The organism is Bacteroidales bacterium (assembly GCA_016707785.1).
Lineage (GTDB): Bacteria > Bacteroidota > Bacteroidia > Bacteroidales > UBA4417 > UBA4417.
The window spans coordinates 140600-162832 of the sequence record JADJGZ010000006.1; the positions used below are offsets into that span (position 1 = coordinate 140600).

Below are 22233 nucleotides of genomic sequence, written 5' to 3' on the forward strand. Positions count from 1 at the left end.
CCAATGAAGCAATGAACGCATGAGTCTAGTAATATTTGGAGACTTATTTACTTTCCCTGATGGTGGAGCAGCTACCAATCGTGTGTTTACCTATGGAAAAGGATTTGTTGAAAATGGTGTCAAAACACATGTGATCTGCTTTGCCAGCGAATATACTTCTTACCTGGATGGAGAAACAGAAAAGATTAAATACTACCACCCTTTTGCTCAAACAGTCAGGCATAAACGTTTTTTGGTTAGAAGGTGGCAAAAATTTCTAAAGTACTTTCGAACCTATAAAGTCATTCGTGATATCCACAAACAGGAAAAGATCACTGTTATCAATGTTTGGACAAATCTCCTGGTGACACACCTTTTTTCCTGGGTATTAGCCAAAGTTCTGGGTGTCAGGCTTGTTGTAGAATGCAGTGAACACCCCCTTCGTTTCTTTCAGGGAAGTAAGTTAAATCAATTAAAAGGGAAGGCAAAATTTTTCCTGGAATCAAACCTGAATGATGGAGTATTTTGTATATCAAAATACCTTGTTGATTTTTACCTTCAACATGGAGCTAATCCATCAAAACTATTGCTTGTCCCAAGCACTGTTGATCCTACCCGGTTTATAAAAAATAGTGACAGGCCCGTGCAGGGTCCATTTATAGGTTATTTTGGATCACTGACCTTTGATAGAGATAATGTTGATGTATTGATCAATGCTTTTTATGAAGTGAGTAAATCAGTTCCCAATTATCAACTAATCCTTGGAGGGTTCTGCAATGCTGAGGATAAAAAAGCAATACTCAACCTGGTTTCTGAATTGAAACTGGAATCGAGGTTTACTTTATTGGGGTTTCTGAGCCGTGAAGAAATTCTTGCATATGTCAATCATGCAAACATTCTCGTGATGATAAGAGCAAATAATCTTCAATCTCAGGCATCTTTCCCTTCTAAATTAACTGAATTCCTGGCAAGTGCAAACCCGGTCATCACGGTTGATGTTGGTGAAATCACTGACTTTCTGAGTGATGGAAAAGATGCATTCATTGTTGAACCTGGAAATAGCACTGCTTTGGCAGAGAAGATATTATACGTAATCGAAAATTATGAACAGGCAAAAATTGTGGGCTTAAACGGTCAAAAGCTTACAAATTCGATTTTTAATTATAAATATCAAGCTGATAGAATGCTTGGTTTTATTAGAGGCTTAAATTAATAGGATGATTCTGATAGGAGCCAGGTTTTTTTGACAGTGAACCCTTATGAATAAACTTTGTTTGCTCTAAAAGATGTCATTTCTATATTATTGATCTTTCCTGACGAAATAATAAAATAGTAGCTTATGTGCGGAATTACGGGTAAGGTGTTTTTTGAGAGAAATCATGTTATTGAACCTTCAGAGTTGAAGCGAATGACTGATTCCATCTACCACAGAGGGCCTGATGATGAAGGCTTCCTCATAGATGGTAATGTTGGCTTGGGATTTCGGCGGCTCAGTATCATTGACTTAAGTACGGGTCATCAACCACTCAGTAATGAGGATGAATCAGTAACACTTGTCTTCAATGGGGAAATATATAACTACCTTGAACAAAAAGAACTTCTACGAAAGAAAGGTTACACTTTTCGGACAGCCACTGATACGGAGGTCATTCTCCACCTTTATGAAGAGTATGGAGTAGATTGCCTCCAGTACTTACGGGGAATGTTTGCCTTTGCAATATGGGATAAAAGAAAACAACAGCTTTTTTGTGCCCGTGACCGATTTGGAATCAAGCCATTCTATTATTACCTGGACGGACAAAAGTTGGTTTTTGGTTCTGAGATCAAAACAATTATGGCTTCAGGGAACATTGACAAAACCATCTCCTTTGAAGGGCTTGATTCATATCTTTCCTACGGGTATATCACAAGTGATCTCTCTATTTATAAGAACATACATAAACTTCGTCCTGCTCATTATTTGCTTTTATCTTTAAAGGATAAGGCTGTTGTTGAAACCAAACAATATTGGGAAATTAAATTTCAACCTGATTTTTCCCGATCAGTATCTGACTGGATGGAAGAAATTGAATCATGCCTTTCAGAAACAGTTCGCATGCATATGATCTCAGATGTTCCTTTAGGAGCTTTTCTGAGCGGAGGTATTGATTCCAGCTCTGTTGTGGCAATGATGGCCAGAAACTCAAACCTCCCTATTAAAACATTCTCAATCGGATTCAAGGAAGAGAAATACAATGAACTGGAATATGCCCGTGAGATCGCAACCAAATACAATTGTGAACACCACGAACAAATTATTGAACCTGAATCCATCACATTATTGCCAAAACTTGTCGCAGCTTATGATGAACCTTATGCTGATTCATCTGCAATTCCAACATATTACGTCTCAAAACTGGCCCGGGAATTTGTTACAGTTGCCTTATCTGGAGATGGCGGGGATGAATTATTTGCAGGATACAATATCTACAATTACTTCCAACGCCTCAACTCTCATCCACTCAATTTTAAATCAGAGAATCTCAATAAATTGATTTGGGGTACGCTGCATAAAATAATTCCTCACAATATAAAAGGAAGTAGTGCTTCTTATTTCCTCTCACAAAATAAGAGCTCTGCAGCAGCCTACCTTACTTTCCTGTCAAGAAAAGAAAGAAAAAGTTTACTCTTGAATAAGGACTACAAGATTGATTATTCAAAAGCTTCAGAAAATTATAAAGAATCCATCTTAAAAAAAGGACAAGGCAACGATTTTATCAGTAATCTTCAATACCTTGACCTTCAGACTTATATGGTTGATGATATTCTCACTAAAGTGGATAGAGCCAGTATGCTGAACTCACTTGAAGTGAGAGTCCCTTTACTGGATCATGTATTTGCAGAACTGAGTTTCAGGATTCCCTGGAATCTGAAATTGAAAGGGATGGAACAGAAGTATATTCTTAAAGAATCTATGGCTCCCCATCTTACCAAAAATGTGCTGAATCACCCTAAACAGGGATTTGGAGTTCCCTTGTCAGTTTGGTTTAAAGATGATCTCTCACAATATGTTAAAGATACTTTATTGTCAGATAATCCTAAAATAGCTGCTTATCTTGATAAAAATGAGGTAAGGAGGATTGTGGAACATAGCTATTTTGGGAACAGGGACCTCAGCAACCGTGTATGGCAGCTATTGTGCCTGGAAGAATGGATCAGGCAAAACAGCTAAACATGAATAAGCGTGCAAAAAAACCAGCCTGATTTGAATTGTGAGTTTATCCAGAAAATTATTATGCCTGATTATCTGGTGATTTACTGGTATTGATGTAGTTTTTCCTGTATGAAGATTTGTTTTTGGGGTAATATATCTGGCGCACTAAATGGGTCTACACCAGGCGGAGGTGAACTTCAGATTGCACTCCTGGCTAAAGCCCTCGTTAAATCAGGACATGAAGTTGTCATCATTGATCCAATTGTTAAGAAGGATTTTGTTTCAGAGGATGGTATAAAAGTTCTTGCAGTTCATGGTTGGAATCAAGGATTGAAGGGCTTCAGGATGATTTTTAATCGGATTCCCGGGTTATACAGGGCTTTAAAATCTCAAAAAGCTGATTATTATTATGTCAGGATGCGTTCCTACCTGCATCTGATTCCATACCTTGCCGCTTCAAAAAATAAGGCTGGGTTCATTATTGCCATTGCAAGCGACCTGGATGTAATGGGATTTATGTCGAAGTATAAATATGAATATAAATCCAGCGTTTCATTAAAGAAACTCCTCTTTGATTGTATCCCGAATGATTTGGTTTATAATTTCCTGCTAAGAAAAGCAGATTATGTTTTGATTCAACATAAAGGGCAACTTACCAATCGGCTTCAGAAATCTGGAAAAACATCAATATTCCCTAATAATATTGATTTGGACTATATTGGGAGCAGGCAACAGTCTATTGGTGATTATTATATCCATGTAGGCTCGATGAGTGTACTCAAAGGTGTTGACAACCTATTCAATATTATCAATATGGTCTCAAGAGATATCCCTTTCCTGATAGTAGGCGGAGCAAGGGATCAAAGGGCTGAACTGATACTGGAAAAATTGAAGGAGTTTCCCAATGTTTCACTGGTGGGTCGAAAGAATCATGCAGAAACTATCGATCTGATATCCAGATCTAAAGCATTAATCAATACATCCAATTTTGAGGGTTTTCCTAATACATTTCTCGAATCCTGGGCCAAAGGTATTCCGGTGATCTCATTGAACTCTAATCCCGGAAATGTGTTAAATGATTACTCGCTTGGTTTATTTAGCAATGGTGACATAAACCAGATGAAACAACAGATTGAATCAGGTGAAATAAATTCTATTGACAGGGATTCACTTATGAAATATGTCAGGGAAAACCATAATGCTGATTCAGCATCTAATCGTTTTATGAAAGTGTTAAATATACAATGAATTACCAATTTCTATTTAAATCAGAATTGAATTAGCTAATGAGAATACTGTTCGCAATTAATGGGATGCTATGTGGAGGTAAGGAACGCAGGCTGACAGAACTCATGAAAGCATTGGTGAATATGCCTGGGATTCATTTTGAATTAGTCATTATGAATTCCGAAATCTATTACAAAGAGGTGTTGGAGCTAAATATACCCATTCATTATTTGATCAGGAAAGGCAAAAAGGACTTTTTTATGTTTTCCCGGTTCTATTCTTTGAGTAAAAGTATTAAACCTGATGTAGTGCATTGCTGGGACAGTATGACTGCTGTTTATCTTGCCCCGGTATGCCAGATTCTCTCCATCCCATTAATCAATGGAATGGTTGTAGATACACCGGTTCAAAGGAATATTCTGAACAAACACTGGCTCAGGGCCAGGATCACATTTCCTTTTTCACAGCGCATTACCGGAAATTCAAAGGCTGGATTGGAAGCTTATCATGCTCCGGCTGATAAATCTGTGGCCATTTATAATGGATTCAACTTTGAAAGGTTGAATAATGTCCTGGCTGAATCAGAAATAAAGAAAAAATTGAAGGTTGAAGATGCACTTTTGGTAGGAATGGTGGCTACTTTCTCCGATTATAAGGACTATAACTCCTATTTTACAGCTGCTAAAATTCTTTTGAGAAAAGGCATAAATGTGGTTTTTTGCGCTATTGGTGATAATACAGATTCAAACAATGCTCATCAACTCATTGGTGAAGAATTCATGCCCCATTTCAGATGCCTGGGTAAAATTTCAGATGTTGAATCTTTTGTCAATGCTATGGATGTTTGTGTCCTTTCTACCTTTTCTGAAGGTATCTCAAATGCTATTTTAGAATATATGGCATTGGGAAAACCCGTAGTTGCAACACTTGGTGGTGGAACAAACGAAATAGTAATGCATAATGAAACTGGTTTTCTAGTCCCTGCTGCTAATCCAATGGCTCTTGCCGAAAAAATAGAACTTCTTCTCCTGGATAAAACACTTCGTCTTACCATGGGAAATGCAGGAAAAAATAGAGTAAGAGAGCATTTTTCAATTCAAAAAATGGTCTCAGGTTATCTGAATATTTATAATCATTACAAAAAAGGTTCAAATTTTACCGAAAAACCCGAAAAGGCATGAAAGTCCTGGTTGTTTATCCCGGTAAAAAGGAACGTGGCGGAGTTTCAGAGCTCTATATCATTCTGGAACCCTATATGACAGGTGTTCGTTATTTTGAGTTATTCGGCTACTTTAGAGGGAGATTCAATCTGATCGATTCCATATTGATGTTCTTTAGATTTATGGTGACCAGCTTGAATTATGATGTAATCCATCTGAACCCTTCCTTTAATAAAAGAGCATTTGTCAGGGAAGCAATCCTGATCCTGATCGGCCGGATGTGGAATAAAAAAATGGTAGTTTTTTGGCACGGCTGGACAATTGGATTTGAAGAAATAGTAAAAAGCAGTAAGTTTTATTCATGGGTGTTCAGGCATACCTTTATGAAAACCCAGGCAAGTATAGTTTTAGGTTCTGTTTTCAAAGAAAGCCTTACAACACTAGGTTATAAGCAACCCATTTACATCGAAAAAAATTGTGCCGATAATTCATTTTTAACCCAATACAGAGTCTCTGATCCGGAGAAAAAAATGCACGAACCTGTCCGGTTACTGTTTTTATCCAGAATTGAAAGGAATAAAGGCATTTTCGTTGCACTTGAAGCAACAAGGATACTTAACCATCAAAAACCTAATTCTGTGCAATTGACTATAGCAGGAAAAGGAACTGCACTTTCTGAATTAGAACACTTAATTCAATCGAAGTCATTGAAAAATATCAATATGGTTGGATTCGTTACTGGTAAAGAGAAACACAATCTCTTATCCGAATCTGATATCCTGATTTTTCCATCCTTATCCGAAGGATTGCCTTTAACGGTTCTTGAAAGTATGATGTATGGTCTGCCGGTTATCTCGCGACCGGTTGGAGGCATTCCGGATGTAATTGATGAAGGCATTAATGGCTATTTAACAGACAGAAATGAGCCTGAGGTCTTTGCTGAGATTCTCCAAAATCTGATCAATAACCCATTGTTATATTCATCGATCGCAAGGAATAATATGAATGTAGCATTGCAATTCAGCCCTTTAGAGATGCAAAAAAGACTATTTTCGGTCTATCGATCAGTAATTGTTTCTACTAAATGAAAAAGCAATTGAAGGATATGAAATCATCAAAGGATACACTGGTCTCTCTTATGGAAGAAGCTACGGTGAATACTTTGCATACGATTCGGAAAGCTTCCTTTCAATCATATGATCTGTTTGATGCTCTTACTAATCCTCTGATAGATACTTTAACAAAACCATTCCCTTTATTGCGCAGAATTGCCAACCAGGTAAATTCCAGGTCACCGATCGATTTGCATTGGCTGGGAATGAAAAAAATGGTTCATACTAAAACCATCTCCGATTTACTTTGGTATCATTCACTTAAAGCGTCCTTTTCAAAAGCAGAATCAAATAATCCGGAAAATAATTCAAAGGCCATCAATCAATTCTTTGATAAGTTGGTTGGTCTAAAAATTCCTGATAAAATAGCATGGGGACTAAACTTTCCATATACAAACAGGTTTATTAGTGCCGGTGTTTTAACACCAAATTTATATAATACGGTTAATTCAGGGATTGCAATTTGTCATGCCTACCCTTTCCTTGATCAGGAACGAAAAGCTGAATCCAGAAGGTTATTGCAAGGAATACTTGATTTTCTTGAAAATGACCTCAAATTCATCCGGGAACCCGATCGTGGTTGGTATCTTTACTATCCTGGTCAAACATATCCTACCTATAATGTCAATGCATTGGCACTTTATTTCCTGGTGATGGTTGACCGCAAAATGGAGATGGGGAATGAGGATTTACGGAGTAAAATCACAGCAATTATTCAGCTGTTGACATTGGAACAGAATCCTGATGGGAGTTGGCCATATGCCCGGTCTGATAAAGGAAAATGGGTGGATAATTTTCATACAGGTTTTACTCTGGAATCCCTTGCTTACACATCGAAATCTGGAATACGCAGTGATGCATTGGATTTAGCATTGAAGAAAGGAACAGAGTATTACATCCGGAATCTCTTCACCCGGGATTCTTATGTTACCTATTTTTCCAATGGGTCTAAGTATCCGATCGAATCCCAAACCTATGCCCAGGCTATTCAAACACTGGCTAATTTAGGGAATTGGGTTTCAATGAAAAATGATGCTTTGCTGTTTGATGTTATTAAGATTGCTCTTTCAAATCTTTATAATGGAAAAGGTGCATTCTATCATAAAAAAAACAAATATTATACGCTTAAAACTCCATATTTCCGCTGGTCTTGTACAACAATGATTCTTGCTTTCGAGTATACAATTCAGTATTTTTCAGAAACTAGAATATGATGATAGTCAAGAAGTTACTCTATTTTGTCTACATTGCTTTCATGAGATTTACTCCTGAAATCTTCAGGCCTTATGCACTGTTTTTCCCTTACCTGAGAAAGGTTCTGGTGAGATCATTCATACGAAAATGTGGAAAGGGGCTTAGGGTTAAAAGGAATGCAGATATCTCAATGTTCATCGAAATCGGGGATAATTCCGAATTGGGTACCAATTGCCTGATTCAATCCAATACCATTATCGGAGATTATGTGATAATGGGCCCCGATGTGAAGATATACACAAAAAATCACTCTTTTGCCCGCCTGGATATTCCGGTTGCATTGCAGGGAGTTAGTGCTGAAACTACACAGATTGGTAACGACGTTTGGCTTTCAGCTAATGTAATTATTACTCCCGGAGTTAAAATTGGGAATCATGTCATTGTAGGGGCAGGAGCTGTTGTTACAAAAGATATCCCTGATTATGCAATTGCTGGAGGAGTGCCTGCAAAGGTTCTTAAATACAGGAACCAATAAGAAGTAAATATTTTGAATTAAGTGACATGAAATTAATCTCAGTAGTTGGTGCCAGGCCTAATTTTATGAAGATTGCCCCTTTGATTAAGGCAATTCAGCAGCATAATATCAAAAACCCGGGGAACCCTGTTGAACATATTCTTGTTCATACTGGCCAGCATTATGACGTCAGAATGTCTGAGGCTTTTTTTGATGCGTTAGGTATCCCTGACCCTGATATTAATCTGGAAATAGGATCCGGAAGCCATGCTGAACAATTGGGATATACAATGATCGCTTTTGAAAAAGTACTCCTGGATCACACTCCCGATTGGGTTATCGTATTGGGTGATGTAAATGCTACCCTCTCATGCTCTGTGATTGCAAAAAGACATAATATAAAAGTCTGTCATATTGAAGCCGGACTCAGGTCGGGCGATATGAGTATGCCTGAAGAGATTAACCGGTTGGTTACTGACCGACTTTCTGATTTACTGCTGACCCCGGATCTCATCTCTTCAGAAAACCTGAGAAATGAAGGTGTTGCCGACGAAAAAATAAAATTTGTCGGTAATATAATGATAGATACCCTGGAAGCAAACAGGGCTAAAGCCGAAGCGCTGAGTATTAGCCAAATTATAACGGAGAATCTTGTTCATGGAGAATCCCCGGGTACTAATTTCCCGAAAGATGGAGAATATGCTGTCATAACTTTGCATCGCCCATCCAATGTTGACTCAGAAGTGATCCTTGAACAATTGATGAATTTTCTGCTGGATGAAGTCGCACAAAAATTTAGTATGATCTGGCCAATACATCCCAGGGCCAGAAAACAACTTAAAAATGCCGGTTTGTGGGACAAGGTAGTGAACCATCCAGCTATGATATTACTGGAACCTGTTGGCTATTTTGAAATGCTCAGATTAAATATTGGTGCAAAACTGATGCTTACTGATTCAGGTGGGTTGCAGGAAGAATGTTGCGTATTGGGAACCCCTTGCCTCACCTTGCGATCGAACACTGAACGCCCTATAACTCTCAGAAAAAATGGGGGTGCCAGCGTACTGGTCGGAAATAATATCCAAAGAATCAGGGAAGAATATCAAAACGCTTTACAATTGAAACGTCAGCCTTCCAGACCTGAATTATGGGATGGAAAAACAGCAGAAAGAATATTGGAAGTCCTGTTAGATTCACTGAAAGCCTAGAAAAAAGCATTGGATTAATTTATTCAGGTATATGAAGATTTGGCTTGATTTTATTAATACTCCGCAAGTTTCTTTCTTTATTCCCTTTATCAGGGAATTTGAGAAAGATAACCACCAGGTATTCATTACATGCAGGGATTCAGGCAATACAGTTGATCTTCTTAAGATTAATGGACTCAATTTTCAGATTGTTGGTGATAAAGTCAGGAAAGGGACTTTTAATAAAATCCTCTATTTTCCTGTTCGATTGTATAAACTATTCAAGTTTGTCAAAGGTGTTCAACCAGATGTAGCTGCCAGTCAAAGTAGTTTTTATCAGCCATTTATTTCCTGGCTATTATCAGTACCCTGTGTTTATACAAATGACAATGAACATGCAAAAGGAAACCTGATTGCATTTCCTTTTGCAACCAAAGTGGTCCTTCCGGAAGTAATGCAATCGAAAAACTTCACAAAGAAATGGCCTTTACTGAAAAAACTTAGCTTTTACCCTAGTGTGAAAGAAGCTATATATCTATCTCAAATAAAGGATCGGAAAACTTATGCCGACAGTTCAAAAAAGGTAATATATTTCAGGCCTGAGCCATGGTCAGCACAGTATTACAAAGGGCCTGTCAATTTCTTCGATGATGCCATACTGAAACTTTCCAATGATTATTCTATCATTATTCTTCCAAGGGATGGAAATCAAAAGGAATATTATAAGCAACCTAAATTCAAATCATTGCAGGTTGCAGAAAAAGCACTTAGTTTGAATGAAATTACAATGAATTGCCTTATCTTCATAGGTGCTGGAGGATCAATGACCAGGGAACTTGCCGTGCTTGGTTTTCCTGTCATCTCAATTTATCAGGCTGAATTACTTGAAGTTGATAAATACTTAATTAATAAAGGACTCATATTGATGAACCCTAAGGTTTCATTTGAAGACATCAAGAATTTCATCGACATTAACAGCTCAATAGAACGTGAGAATAAAACACTCAATGAAGGGTTTGAGTCCTATTCTTTGATAAAAAATTTAATCCTAACATTGAAAAAATGAACAAACTAAAAGGAGCAATCCTTGGACTGGGGAAAATGGGTATATCCCATGCAGCAATTGTTGGAGCACATCCAATGGTTGATATGGTAGCCGTTTGCGACACTTCAGCTCTGGTCCTTGAGGCCTTCCGGAAATTTAGTAAGGTAACGGCTTATTCTGACTATAAAAAAATGTTGGATACCGAGATACTTGATTTCGTTGTTGTCGCTACACCTACAAAGTTCCATTATCCAATGGTGAAATATGCTTTGGAGAAAGGAATACATGTTTTTTGTGAAAAACCTTTTACACTTAAAATAAGTGAAGGAAAGGAACTTGTTGAACTTGCCGCATCAAAAAATCTTGTCAATCAGGTGGGATTCCATAATCATTTTATAGGGACTTTCCGGGAGTTGAAGCGATTGCTCAAAGCGAATATTTTGGGTGACCTGATTCACTTCTCAGGAGAAGCTTATGGCCCGGTAGTGACAAAAGAAAAGGGCGGAACCTGGCGGTCAGTTGCCGAAGAAGGCGGAGGATGCTTAAATGACTATGCCTCGCATGTTATTAATCTTATTCAGGAAATTATTGGAGTTCCCGAAAAAGTCCTGGGTGCTGACTTGAAAAGTGTTTACTCCAAAGGGGTGGAAGATGCTGTTTATGCGATATTGAAACTGTCAACCGGAGTAACAGGCACCCTGCTTGTAAATTGGAGTGATGAAACATATCGCAAAATGTCCACCTCTCTTACCATCCAGGGGAAAAAAGGTAAAATTGTGTGCGACGCAACTGAAATAAAAATCTATTTAAAGGAACCCAACCTCACGGAAAACCTCGACAAAGGTTGGACCATCAGGTATATAACAGATTTTGCAATTCCTGTCAACTTTTACCTTCGCGGAGAAGAATACTCTGCACAAATTGACCATTTCGTGGAATCACTTTTAAATAAAAGGCAAAGTCAGTATAATACCTTTCACCAGGCTCATACTACTGATTATGTTATTGAAATGATCATTGCTAAAGCCAAATCCAACTGATATGGAAAAAGTACTTTTAGGAGATAACCAGTTTTTTGCCGTAAGTCATCTCTCAGATGAAAAATCGAGGGCCCAGTCTATCCGCTTTAAAGATGATAAAGCCATCATTAAGGTAATTGACCAATCAATTGATATTGGCATCCAAACATTTATGTGTACCACTCATGACAGAATTGCCCGTATTTGTGATCATATGAGAGCGCAACCCAAGCATTACCAGGACTTTAAGATATACCCCTGCATGCCTTACGCCCACAAATACGCAAATGCTGTAACAGAACTTGGAATCGTAGGAACGATCAAAGAGTATGTGCCGGGCAATCTTTTTGCCACTTTCGCTAAGGGAGGAATGGCCTATCTGAATAAGGATTTTATTAAACTTATGCAGATATTAATAGACGCTGAAATGAAGATGTTCAAGGGTATTGATACTCCGGTCATTTTTATCCAGAATGTTCTTGTTGACCTGATTTTGGGTCTCGGAATGAATGAAGTATTCTCTGAATATGATCATTATATCAGGAAAAAATATAATGCTGAACCAGGGTATATTACAATGAACCTTCCAGCTCTGTTTGATGTTTTAGAAAAACAGGGAATTAAAAATCCAATCATTTGTTCATCAATTAATAAAATTGGATTCCGAATGTCAGGTGGAATTGAAATTTATGAAAAATACTTGAGGGAGAAAGAATTCAGAAGCATCGCAATGCAAGTGTTAGCTGCGGGAGCATTACCTCCAACCCAGGCAATAGAATACCTGGGAGGGCTTCCTAAAATAGAATCAGTCTTGTTTGGTGCTTCTTCTATATCACACATTAAAGAAACAAAGGAACTCATAGAAAAATATCTTTAATTACAGTCGTTATTATACCTCTAATAGTAGCAATCAAATAGAGATTAATTATAGGAAGCAGTTTCTATAAATATTGATTAAGTAATACTTAAATTTAATTTCAAATGTGTGGTTTTGTTGGGATTGTAAATAAAGATGGGACTTCTGCAAATCTGGACTTGCTTACCCGGATGGCAACAACAATTCATCATCGTGGACCTGATGAAGAAGGGTCAATCGTTCTTGGCCCTGTAGGTTTCTTCCATAAACGCTTATCTATTATTGACCTGTCAACCGGCAGGCAACCAATGGTATTTCTTGATTATACCATCGTTTTCAATGGAGAAATCTACAATTATATTGAATTACGAAATGACCTGATAGCAAAAGGGCACAATTTTGTAACTACTTCAGATACCGAAGTAATTCTGCACCTTTACCATGAATATGGACAGTCATTTGTAAATGATCTGAATGGTATGTTTGCCTTCATCATTCATGATAAAAGAAATAACTGCTTGTTTATCGCCAGGGACCACTTTGGCATTAAACCTTTGTACTGGTATCGTGATGATAATAAAATACTATTTGGATCCGAAATAAAAGCAATCCTTGCACATCCTGATGTTACTGCTGCATATGATCTTGATAATATGTATGAATACCTCACTTTCCAGTTTGTTATGGGAGAGGAGACTATGTTCCGGAATGTATTCAAAATTAAGCCCGGGCATCAGCTACAGATTGACATGACCAATTGGGATTATAAAGAAAAAAAATATTGGGAGCCGAATTTTAAACTAGACCCTTATCATAATGAGGAATACTTCATTGTAGAACTCAGAAAAATCCTTGAAGAAACTATTTCCCAACAACTCCGAAGTGATGTACCTGTTGGAACCTATCTTAGCGGGGGGCTGGATTCTTCTCTGGTTACGATTTTAGCCTCTAAATTTTTAGATAATCAAATAAGCTCATTTAGCGGAGCTTTCCATGAAGGGCCTGAATTTAATGAATTAAAGTATGCCAGAATTGCTGCTGGAGCAGCTCATGCAAACCTTCATGAGATCTACCCAACTGAGGACGAATTTATTCAATATCTTCCCAAATTAATTTATCACCTTGACGAGCCTGTTGCAGGCCCAGGTCTTTTCCCTCAGTATATTGTTTCAAAGTATGCTTCTCAGCATGTGAAAGTAATTCTGGGAGGTCAGGGAGGTGATGAAATATTCGGGGGATACGCCCGATACCTTGTTGCATATCTGGAACAAGCGGTTAAAGGTGCAATTTTCGAATCAAATGAGGAGGAAGAACATATTGTGTCACTAAAATCAATCCTTCCCAACCTGCCTTCCCTGCGTCAATACATCCCAATGATGAAATCATTCTGGAACGATGGCGCATTTGAACCTATGGATCGCAGGTATTTCAATTTGATTAACCGGATGGGATCTTCAAAGATGTTCTTTAATCCCGAATTCCTTGCACAATCAAATGAAGAAGATATATTCGCAAAGTTCTCAGGATATTTCAACCATTCTGATACAAAAAGCTATTTCAATAAAATGACTCACTTTGATATGTTCGGAAGCTTGCCAGGTTTATTGCAGGTTGAGGATAGGGTGAGTATGTCAGTCTCTATCGAATCCAGGGTGCCACTGCTGGATAGAAGAATTGTAGATCTGATTTCCCGTATGCCGGCAGGTATGAAATTTAAAGGAGGGGAAATGAAATACCTGTTGAAAAAGACAATCAAAGATTTTATGCCCGAACCCATTTTAAATCGAAAGGACAAAATGGGATTCCCGGTGCCACTTCACATCTGGTCAAAAAATAAAGCTAAAGACTTTATTCTCGATGTCCTACTCTCCAAAAATGCAAGAGAAAGAAATATTATAAATACCCAATATGTGGAACAGCTTATCAACTCTGAACAACCTTTCAGTAGGGGTTTGTGGGGCATTCTGTCTTTGGAATTATGGTTCAATCAATTTATCGATAAATAACAAATACTCTCTATGGAAAATCAAACATCACCTATCAAATCAGAAACCTGGAAAATTGAAAAAATTGGGGTAATTGGCCCCGGAATCGTTGGTATGCCTATGGCCAGTATGCTGGCTAAAGCTAGAATTATGATCGGTACCGACACTCCCGCCAAAGTACTGGTCGTTCAAAGAGATTCCAGAAATTCGGGTTGGAAAGTGGACGCTATTAATAGTGGAAAATCTGTAATTGGCGGAATTGAACCTGATTTGGATGATATAACAAGGGAAGCAGTTCAGGCAGGTTTACTCTCTGCTACTTCTGATTTTTCCAATCTTTCAGATGCCGATGTGATTCTTGTTTCAGTTCAGACTGATAAAAAAGGATTCGAACCAGATTATGGACCTTTATTCGGAGCCCTTGACAAATTAGGAGAAGCCTTAAGCAAAAAACCTGCCGGAAAAGTTCCTATGGTTGTCTTTGAGTCAACATTAGCTCCAACCACAATGGATACTCTAATAAGAACTCATTTTCAAAAATATGGCCTGCAGGAAGGTAAGGATATTCTCCTTGGAAATAGTCCTAACAGGGTAATGCCCGGTCGACTTGTTGAACGTATCCGTGAATCAGATAAACTGGCTGGTGGTTTACACCCCGAAACACCTAAACTTATCGCCAGGTTATATAAACATATCGTTACCAATGGGGAAGTTTTCCAGACGAACAGTCTTACTGCCGAGATTGTTAAAACCCTTGAAAATGCCTACAGGGACGTAAGGATCGCCTTCTCTACTGAAATAGTAAGGTACTGTGATCAAAATAATATCGACTTTTACAAAGTTCGGGATCAGGTTAATGCAAGTATGGCTCAATCAGATAATGCAACTGCCGATCCTAATGCAGTCCCCAGTGGAGGAATTCTTATTCCAATGCTTGGAGTGGGTGGTCATTGCCTGCCAAAAGATGGAATTTTATTATGGTGGAGAAATATCGAAACCGGAACAGATACTAGTAATAGCCTGATCCTGAACTCAAGGTTGATTAATGATGATTCACCATCTTTCACGTTCAAACAAGCGGAAAAGAAATTCGGTAGTATGAAGGGTAAGCGGATTGCTTTACTTGGAGTAGCTTACAGGTTTAATTCAGAAGATACCAGGAATTCTCCTACGCTTACTTTGGCAAACTATCTGCGAGACAATGATTATGATTACATTATGCACGATCCATATGTAAAAGATGATGACCAGAACCTCGAAAAATATGACCAGTTCGGCCATTATACCAGAGATTTATCGGAAGCATTGAAAAGTGCTGACTATATTATCCTTTGTAATTCTCATAAGGAATACATGGATAAAATTGATGAGATAGTCTCTGAACCACAATCTCTTAAAGGAGTTGTTGACGCATGTAACATTTATAGAGCTGAGTATTTTGAAAAAGCTGGAATCCCATATACTGGTATTGGAAGAGGAACAGAAAATCCGTCTGCTGAATTTGTTGGATTCGTGCACGATAGCTTTAGAGTAATGGAAAAAGGCTTGGCTAAAGAACTAACAAATCTAATAGCCTTCTATAACAAAAATTACGCTTTTGATGACTATAATAAAGTAGCCTTCGCCGATGTTCAACGATTGGCTAAGACTTGCTCCACTGGTTGTGAAATTGCAGATGCAGATCCAATTCACTCTGTTCCTGATTTCAACGGTTTTACTCCGAAGCTATCAGAGATAGCAGAGAATATTTAGGTTTTTTTGAATATAGCTTGTTTAGATTGCTAATTCACAAGAATCTATAATTCACATTACTTCTAATGAAGCTACCCTGAAAACAAATCTTCAGGGTAGCTGTTTCAAGCTTGAATGAAAATTATATGCAGGATAAATTAGCGGAAGAAGTGTCCAGCTCTCGCACCTATGGAATAATTGGAGGTGGTATTCTTGGAATGACATTGGCCCTCCGGTTGAGCCAGAAGGGTCATAAAGTTACTATCCTTGAAGCAGCGAATAAAGCTGGAGGACTTACCAGTTCATGGGATATGAATGGAGTTATCTGGGATAAATACTATCATGTAATCCTGATGTCAGATCTTCACACCCGGAAAATTTTATCAGAAATTGGTTTGGATGATGAGTTTAAGTGGGTGGAAACCAGAACAGGATTCTTTTCTGACATGAAACTACATTCAATGTCAAACCTGATAGAATTTTTCAAATTCCCACCTCTCAACCTGATTGATAAATTTCGCTTGGGTATCACCATTTTTGTGGCATCTAAAATTACTGACTGGCAAAGATTGGAGGAAATTCCTGTTCAGCAATGGTTATCCCGCTGGTCAGGAAGAAGAGTATTTGAAAAAATTTGGCTACCGCTTTTAAAAGCAAAGTTGGGCGACAATTACAAAAATACATCAGCAGCATTTATCTGGTCAACAATTCAGCGAATGTACGCTGCCCGTAAGAGTGGTCTGAAAAAAGAAATGTTTGGCTATATTAAGGGCGGTTACGAAAGAATCAATACTAAATTTGCACAGCATCTTATCGATTCAGGTGTGACCTTTCATTTGAACACCGAGGTAAAAACCGTTGAGCATAATCAATATCAGGGCATCAATGTCACTACTTCAGCTGGTGAAACCCTTGTATTTGATAAAGTTATTTCTACTCTTACATCAAAACCTTCTGTAAATATTGCACCATCTCTTACTGAAAAAGAAAAGACTGATCATGGAAGTATTAAATACCTCGGAGTGATCTGTCCTTCATTAATGCTAAAAAAGTCAATTTCTCCATATTATGTGACAAATATTACGGATCCATGGCCTCCATTTACGGGTATTATTGAGATGACCGCATTGATTGATAAACAGGAAGTTAAAGGGAATAATCTGGTGTATCTTCCTAAATATGTTGAAGTGGATGACCCATTATTTAATCTTACAGATGAAGAATTGAAAGAATCATTTTATGGCGCTTTAAGAAAGATGTACCCTGATTTGTCGGAGGAAGACCTTGTGTTTTGGGGTGTGTCCAAAGCCCGAATTGTATTTGCACTGCCGACAATAGGCTATTCAAAAAAACTTCCGGGAATTCATACTTCAATAACTAATTACCATATAATCAATTCATCACAAATTATAAATGGTACATTGAATGTTAATGAGACAATTTTTGTAGCAGAATCAAAATTGAAAGAAGTATTATAAACTATATGAATATGAATAAACCATTAGCCAGTATCTCGCTTGACCTCGATAATCAATGGTCATATATGAAAATACATGGCGATGAGGGCTGGGATTCCTATCCTTCATATTTTCAAATTTTTGTTCCACATATCCTGGATGTCCTGGATGAATTGAATTTGAAAATTACTTTCTTCATTGTAGGAAAGGATACGGAAAATGAAAATAATGTAAAGTACATCAAGATGATCACTGATCGGGGCCATGAGTTGGGAAATCATTCCTATCATCATGAATCCTGGTTGCAAACATATTCCTATGAAAAAATAGAGAAAGAGATCATCATGGCTGAGGAAGCAATTTATGCCGCCACTGGCCATAAAACAATTGGATTCAGAGGTCCTGGATTTAGTTGGAGTTTTGACCTTCTGGAAGTAATCTGTAAGAGAGGCTATTTGTATGACGCTTCTACTTTACCAACATGGTTGGGTCCTCTGGCAAGGATGTACTATTTTTCAAAATCAGACCTGCCTGCTGAGGAACGGAAAGCAAGGAAAGAACTATTTGGGAAGTTTAGTGATGGCCTTCGACCGAATAAACCCTATTTCCATAAACTAAAGGAAGGTAGAAAAATTCTGGAGATTCCGGTTACAACAATTCCTGTTCTACGAATACCTTTCCATTTAAGCTACTTGGTTTATCTGAACGGAATGTCTCCTCTTTTAATGAAAATATATCTATTCTTAGCTATCGCTTTATGCAAGTTAACTGGTACCAGACCAAGTTACCTCTTGCATCCGCTTGATTTAATCGGGGGCGATAAAGTTAAAGAATTAGCTTTTTTCCCGGGAATGAACCTGGCAAGTGATACTAAAGTCTCTGTTTTTAAGTATGCAATAAAGCAATTACAAAAACATTTTAATCTTGTAAATATGTCGGAATTCTCAAAATCCATCTAATATGCACTCACCTTAATAACGCCATAAAATGACCCAGCACTGTGAATCAAATTTAAATTGTACGGAGAATAAAGCATTCCTGTTCGAAAAGAACGGAATTCCAATCATGGAGTGCAAAAGTTGTCATCATAGGTTTGCTGATATGCATAACTTTGATAATCACATTGATGAAGTTTATTCTGACGAGTACTTTTTTGAAGGGAAGGCGGGTTATCCAAATTATCTGGAGGAAAAAGATTTGCTGATAAAGGCTGGGGAAAGATATGCGAAAATAGTCCAACGTTATATGCCAACTGGTGAACTGTTAGATGTTGGGAGTGCTGCTGGATTTATCATGAAAGGATTCAAAAACTTTGGCTGGAAATGCGAGGGGGTCGAGCCAAATAATACAATGGCTAAATATGGAAGAGATAACTTTAACTTCAATGTCTCCACATCCAGCCTGGAAGATTATATAACAGAAAAGAAGTATGACCTGATCACAATGATTCAGGTTATAGGCCATTTTTATGATCTTCACAAAGCAATCAATAACGTTGAAGCACTTCTTAAACCCAATGGCTTTCTCCTAATTGAATCATGGAATGTAAAAAGCTTGATAGCCAGGTTCTTAGGTAAGAAATGGCATGAGTACAGCCCTCCAAGTGTGTTGCACTGGTTTTCAGATGACAGTCTCCGGTATATCCTAGAAAATCATGGATTTAAATTAGTAGCTAAAGGGCACCCGATAAAAAAAATCAATGTAAAACATGCTTTTTCATTGCTAGATGAAAAATTACCAAAGTTTGTTTTTAAAAAACAAGTTTTCTCATGGTCAATTGCAGTGGCAGGAAACTTTTCTGTTATCTACCCTCTCCACGATCTTAAATGGTATATATTTAAAAAAATCTGAATTAGTGATATTTGCAGTATACAGCAAACTTCCACTTATAATATTCTTGTTTAAAACTTTTAACTATGGAGTCGAATAATAAGACATCAATCAGTATTGTCCTTCCTTGTTATAACGAAGAAGCAATTCTGAAGGCAAATCTTGACAAAGTTATCAGCTACCTGGAAACAAAAAATGATAAGTATAATTGGGAGATTGTTATCATTAATGATGGTAGTAAAGATAAAACCGGACAAATAGCTAATGAATATGAGCAAAAGGAATCCCGTTTAAGAGTCATCCACCACCCAACAAATCTTAACCTGGGTAATGCTCTTAAAACTGGATTTTGTAATGCAAGGGGTGACATTATTGTAGTGTTGGATATTGATTTAAGCTATGATGTAGACCATATTGAGCGTCTTGTTGATAAGATGACAGAAACAAAGGCTGATATTGTTGTAGCTTCACCATATATGAAAGGTGGACAGGTAACGGCTGTTCCTTTTTCAAGAAGAATAATGAGTAAATGGGTAAACAAGTTCATGAAATTTGCTGCTCAGGAGAAGTACCACACTTTTACAGGTATGGTAAGAGCATATAGGAAGGAATTTATACTTTATGTAAACCTGAAAACCAGGGATTATGAAATAAATCCTGAAATCATGTATAAGGCTATGATTTTACGAGCTAAAATCATTGAAATTCCGGCACACCTGGATTGGACTGAACAAAACAAATTTGCTGAAAAAAGGACCTCAAGTATGAGAGTAATCAGGGGATTTTTCTCTGGATTGATGTCGGCATTTATTTTCAGACCATACATTTTCTTCCTCATTATCGGTGCATTTTTAATGGCTCTCTCAATGTATGAGTTGATTTGGCTTCTATATGATACTATTTCTGCACTACCGGATCTTTATGCTCATCCTCAGTTAATTGAAGACCCATTCTCCACAAGTCTTGCACTTCAGTTTAAGAAAAACCCTCATACTTTTCTTGTAGGAGGTGTCACTTTCCTCGCTGCTATCCAATTCTTGAGCCTCGGCTTCCTTTCTCTTCAAAGTAAACGATACTTTGAAGAAATGTTCCATCTCGGAACCTCATTAAAAGCAAGAAAATAATAAACCTAGACCATCTTTCTTATAATGTGATAGGATTACTGTTTCGAATTGTAAATTCTCTTTGCAACAGCGTCATTAACTTCTTGTTTGACAATTACTTTTTCATTCTGAATAATAGGAATATTTCTTTCTGATTTAAAGAATTATTAATTCCCATAATGCATAGTGTGATGAGTGTAGAATAATACTATACTCCAATAATAGTGATATTAAAAACTATCTAAGATGAAGCTTTCTATTCCCAAAAACCCATTTATCTTCTTTCTGCCGCTTTTGGTGTTATACCTTTTTATTGTTTTTTTTCTACACTCTGATACTCATTATGGGGATGAGAATCGTTACCTGATATTTGCAAATAACTTACTGAATGGTATTTATTCGCCACCTCCCCCAGATATCGACCTGAGTAATGGCCCTGGATATCCAATATTAATGATGCCTTTCCTTGCCCTGAATTTGCCATTGATAACGATATCATTATTCAATGCCGTTCTCTACTATCTTTCTGTTGTACTGCTATTTATCTCATTAAAAAGATCAGTCAACATAAAATTAGCGCTTGCTTTTAGTTTATTCTGGGGATTCTATATAAATGCGCTTGAATTTCTTCCCGTAATGCTCTCTGAGATATTGATTCTATTCTTAAGCGTACTTTTTTTATTGCTCATGCTTCATGCATTTTCAAAAGGAGATAAACCTAAACAAAGAATTAACTTAATAGCGGCAGGAGTTGTTTTGGGAGCCATAATACTTACCAAAACAATTTTTGGCTATGTATTGCTAGTCATGATAGTGGGAAATATTTTCTTATTGATATTCAATTGGAGAATTCGAATGTACCAGAAAAGTATGATGATCCTAATGATTGGATTTATTGTTTCATTACCCTTTCTCATATATTCTTATTCATTGACGAATCGTGTCTTCTATTGGAGCTCAGTTGGAGGAAATAATTTATACTGGATGTCAACTCCTCATGAGAATGAGTACGGGAGCTGGATGTCCTTTGAAAAGAAAGATTTGGATACTTTAAATCTGCATAGTCAAGTAAAACCTCATTATTTTTCAGAATTCTCCAGTCTTCATTATAGCAATATGCTGGAAATATTTAAGAAACATGGTGTTGAGCAGGATGATGCATATAGGGATGCAGCTATTCAAAACATAAAAAATCATCCTGTTAAATACTTAAAAAATTGTTATAGCAATCTCAGCAGAATCCTTTTTAACTTTCCCTATTCATATAAGCTTCAATCCCCTGATACTTTGCTGCGAATTCCTTTTAACGGATTGTTAGTAATGCTAATGCTTTTGAGTCTGATTCCAACACTTAAAAATTGGATAAATGTTGAGAATCCCATCAAATTTTTACTAATATTCTCCTTGATTTACCTGGGTGGAAGCATACTGGCGAGTGCAGAAACCAGGATGTTCTCTGTTGTTGTACCTTTCTTTATTTATTGGGTAGCAACCATCTTATCAAAAACAATTAAGTTCAATTTTAAAATTGAAGAAGGAACAAGTCAATAGTGGATTTTAGGTTTATTTGTTTGACGAAGGATTTGTAAAGCAATACTTATACTAAAATGATGAAGAGAATTCTACGAAAGTCTTGGTATA

18 protein-coding genes are annotated in these 22233 nt (G+C 37.3%); all 18 read left to right on the forward strand.

Translation table 11 applies throughout. The annotated features are described in order from the left end of the window. Positions 1-19 precede the first annotated feature (19 nt). The 18 genes from IPH84_05630 (at position 20) to IPH84_05715 (ending at position 22143) form a co-directional block, all read left to right on the forward strand. Positions 20-1192, forward strand: coding sequence for a glycosyltransferase family 4 protein (locus IPH84_05630; protein ID MBK7172706.1), 1173 nt, complete (start codon positions 20-22; stop codon positions 1190-1192). A 126-nt stretch (positions 1193-1318) separates the two neighbouring features. Next, on the forward strand, positions 1319-3190 hold the full coding sequence (gene asnB / locus IPH84_05635; GenBank protein ID MBK7172707.1) for an asparagine synthase (glutamine-hydrolyzing): 1872 nt from the start codon (positions 1319-1321) through the stop codon (positions 3188-3190). Between the two features lie 111 nt (positions 3191-3301). Beyond that, on the forward strand, positions 3302-4420 hold the full coding sequence (locus tag IPH84_05640; protein ID MBK7172708.1) for a glycosyltransferase family 4 protein: 1119 nt from the start codon (positions 3302-3304) through the stop codon (positions 4418-4420). Between the two features lie 38 nt (positions 4421-4458). Beyond that, positions 4459-5580 (forward strand): glycosyltransferase, encoded by a 1122-nt coding sequence (locus tag IPH84_05645; protein MBK7172709.1) that lies wholly within the window; start codon positions 4459-4461, stop codon positions 5578-5580. Continuing rightward, the gene (locus IPH84_05650) at positions 5577-6647 is read left to right on the forward strand and encodes a glycosyltransferase (GenBank protein MBK7172710.1); all 1071 of its coding nucleotides are present in this window, start codon (positions 5577-5579) and stop codon (positions 6645-6647) included. The genes IPH84_05645 and IPH84_05650 overlap by 4 nt, the downstream gene beginning before the upstream one ends. Continuing rightward, positions 6644-7885: a hypothetical protein gene (locus IPH84_05655; protein ID MBK7172711.1), complete on the forward strand. Its 1242-nt coding sequence runs from the start codon at positions 6644-6646 to the stop codon at positions 7883-7885. The genes IPH84_05650 and IPH84_05655 overlap by 4 nt, the downstream gene beginning before the upstream one ends. Continuing rightward, positions 7882-8400 (forward strand): acyltransferase, encoded by a 519-nt coding sequence (locus IPH84_05660; GenBank protein MBK7172712.1) that lies wholly within the window; start codon positions 7882-7884, stop codon positions 8398-8400. Before IPH84_05655 ends, IPH84_05660 begins: the two co-directional genes overlap by 4 nt. Positions 8401-8426: 26 nt before the next feature. After that, positions 8427-9587 carry a UDP-N-acetylglucosamine 2-epimerase (non-hydrolyzing) gene (gene wecB / locus IPH84_05665; protein ID MBK7172713.1) on the forward strand — a complete coding sequence of 387 codons (1161 nt, stop codon included), beginning with the start codon at positions 8427-8429 and terminating at the stop codon, positions 9585-9587. Positions 9588-9618: 31 nt separating this feature from the next. Then, positions 9619-10632 (forward strand): DUF354 domain-containing protein, encoded by a 1014-nt coding sequence (locus IPH84_05670; GenBank protein MBK7172714.1) that lies wholly within the window; start codon positions 9619-9621, stop codon positions 10630-10632. Beyond that, on the forward strand, positions 10629-11651 hold the full coding sequence (locus IPH84_05675) for a Gfo/Idh/MocA family oxidoreductase (protein MBK7172715.1): 1023 nt from the start codon (positions 10629-10631) through the stop codon (positions 11649-11651). The genes IPH84_05670 and IPH84_05675 overlap by 4 nt, the downstream gene beginning before the upstream one ends. A 1-nt stretch (position 11652) precedes the next feature. After that, complete coding sequence (locus tag IPH84_05680) at positions 11653-12507, forward strand: hypothetical protein (protein MBK7172716.1); 855 nt, start codon at positions 11653-11655, stop codon at positions 12505-12507. A gap of 104 nt (positions 12508-12611) precedes the next feature. Continuing rightward, positions 12612-14492, forward strand: a complete 1881-nt coding sequence (gene asnB, locus IPH84_05685) for an asparagine synthase (glutamine-hydrolyzing) (protein MBK7172717.1) — start codon at positions 12612-12614, stop codon at positions 14490-14492. A gap of 12 nt (positions 14493-14504) precedes the next feature. Then, the gene (locus IPH84_05690) at positions 14505-16223 is read left to right on the forward strand and encodes a nucleotide sugar dehydrogenase (protein ID MBK7172718.1); all 1719 of its coding nucleotides are present in this window, start codon (positions 14505-14507) and stop codon (positions 16221-16223) included. A gap of 125 nt (positions 16224-16348) precedes the next feature. Beyond that, positions 16349-17680 (forward strand): NAD(P)/FAD-dependent oxidoreductase, encoded by a 1332-nt coding sequence (locus IPH84_05695; protein MBK7172719.1) that lies wholly within the window; start codon positions 16349-16351, stop codon positions 17678-17680. 5 nt (positions 17681-17685) lie between these two features. Next, the gene (locus tag IPH84_05700) at positions 17686-18618 is read left to right on the forward strand and encodes a polysaccharide deacetylase family protein (GenBank protein ID MBK7172720.1); all 933 of its coding nucleotides are present in this window, start codon (positions 17686-17688) and stop codon (positions 18616-18618) included. Positions 18619-18646: 28 nt separating this feature from the next. Further along, complete coding sequence (locus IPH84_05705) at positions 18647-19510, forward strand: class I SAM-dependent methyltransferase (protein ID MBK7172721.1); 864 nt, start codon at positions 18647-18649, stop codon at positions 19508-19510. 65 nt (positions 19511-19575) lie between these two features. Then, positions 19576-20613 carry a glycosyltransferase family 2 protein gene (locus IPH84_05710; GenBank protein ID MBK7172722.1) on the forward strand — a complete coding sequence of 346 codons (1038 nt, stop codon included), beginning with the start codon at positions 19576-19578 and terminating at the stop codon, positions 20611-20613. 225 nt (positions 20614-20838) lie between these two features. Beyond that, positions 20839-22143 carry a glycosyltransferase family 39 protein gene (locus IPH84_05715; GenBank protein MBK7172723.1) on the forward strand — a complete coding sequence of 435 codons (1305 nt, stop codon included), beginning with the start codon at positions 20839-20841 and terminating at the stop codon, positions 22141-22143. Positions 22144-22233 lie beyond the last annotated feature (90 nt).

Excerpts from the sequence above, each read along its gene's own strand:
- IPH84_05630 (MBK7172706.1), top strand. The coding sequence starts at position 20 with ATGAGTCTAGTAATATTTGGAGACTTATTTACTTTCCCTGATGGTGGA.
- asnB (MBK7172707.1), top strand. The coding sequence starts at position 1,319 with ATGTGCGGAATTACGGGTAAGGTGTTTTTTGAGAGAAATCATGTTATT.
- IPH84_05640 (MBK7172708.1), top strand. The coding sequence starts at position 3,302 with ATGAAGATTTGTTTTTGGGGTAATATATCTGGCGCACTAAATGGGTCT.
- IPH84_05645 (MBK7172709.1), top strand. The coding sequence starts at position 4,459 with ATGAGAATACTGTTCGCAATTAATGGGATGCTATGTGGAGGTAAGGAA.
- IPH84_05650 (MBK7172710.1), top strand. The coding sequence starts at position 5,577 with ATGAAAGTCCTGGTTGTTTATCCCGGTAAAAAGGAACGTGGCGGAGTT.
- IPH84_05655 (MBK7172711.1), top strand. The coding sequence starts at position 6,644 with ATGAAAAAGCAATTGAAGGATATGAAATCATCAAAGGATACACTGGTC.
- IPH84_05660 (MBK7172712.1), top strand. The coding sequence starts at position 7,882 with ATGATGATAGTCAAGAAGTTACTCTATTTTGTCTACATTGCTTTCATG.
- wecB (MBK7172713.1), top strand. The coding sequence starts at position 8,427 with ATGAAATTAATCTCAGTAGTTGGTGCCAGGCCTAATTTTATGAAGATT.
- IPH84_05670 (MBK7172714.1), top strand. The coding sequence starts at position 9,619 with ATGAAGATTTGGCTTGATTTTATTAATACTCCGCAAGTTTCTTTCTTT.
- IPH84_05675 (MBK7172715.1), top strand. The coding sequence starts at position 10,629 with ATGAACAAACTAAAAGGAGCAATCCTTGGACTGGGGAAAATGGGTATA.
- IPH84_05680 (MBK7172716.1), top strand. The coding sequence starts at position 11,653 with ATGGAAAAAGTACTTTTAGGAGATAACCAGTTTTTTGCCGTAAGTCAT.
- asnB (MBK7172717.1), top strand. The coding sequence starts at position 12,612 with ATGTGTGGTTTTGTTGGGATTGTAAATAAAGATGGGACTTCTGCAAAT.
- IPH84_05690 (MBK7172718.1), top strand. The coding sequence starts at position 14,505 with ATGGAAAATCAAACATCACCTATCAAATCAGAAACCTGGAAAATTGAA.
- IPH84_05695 (MBK7172719.1), top strand. The coding sequence starts at position 16,349 with ATGCAGGATAAATTAGCGGAAGAAGTGTCCAGCTCTCGCACCTATGGA.
- IPH84_05700 (MBK7172720.1), top strand. The coding sequence starts at position 17,686 with ATGAATATGAATAAACCATTAGCCAGTATCTCGCTTGACCTCGATAAT.
- IPH84_05705 (MBK7172721.1), top strand. The coding sequence starts at position 18,647 with ATGACCCAGCACTGTGAATCAAATTTAAATTGTACGGAGAATAAAGCA.
- IPH84_05710 (MBK7172722.1), top strand. The coding sequence starts at position 19,576 with ATGGAGTCGAATAATAAGACATCAATCAGTATTGTCCTTCCTTGTTAT.
- IPH84_05715 (MBK7172723.1), top strand. The coding sequence starts at position 20,839 with ATGAAGCTTTCTATTCCCAAAAACCCATTTATCTTCTTTCTGCCGCTT.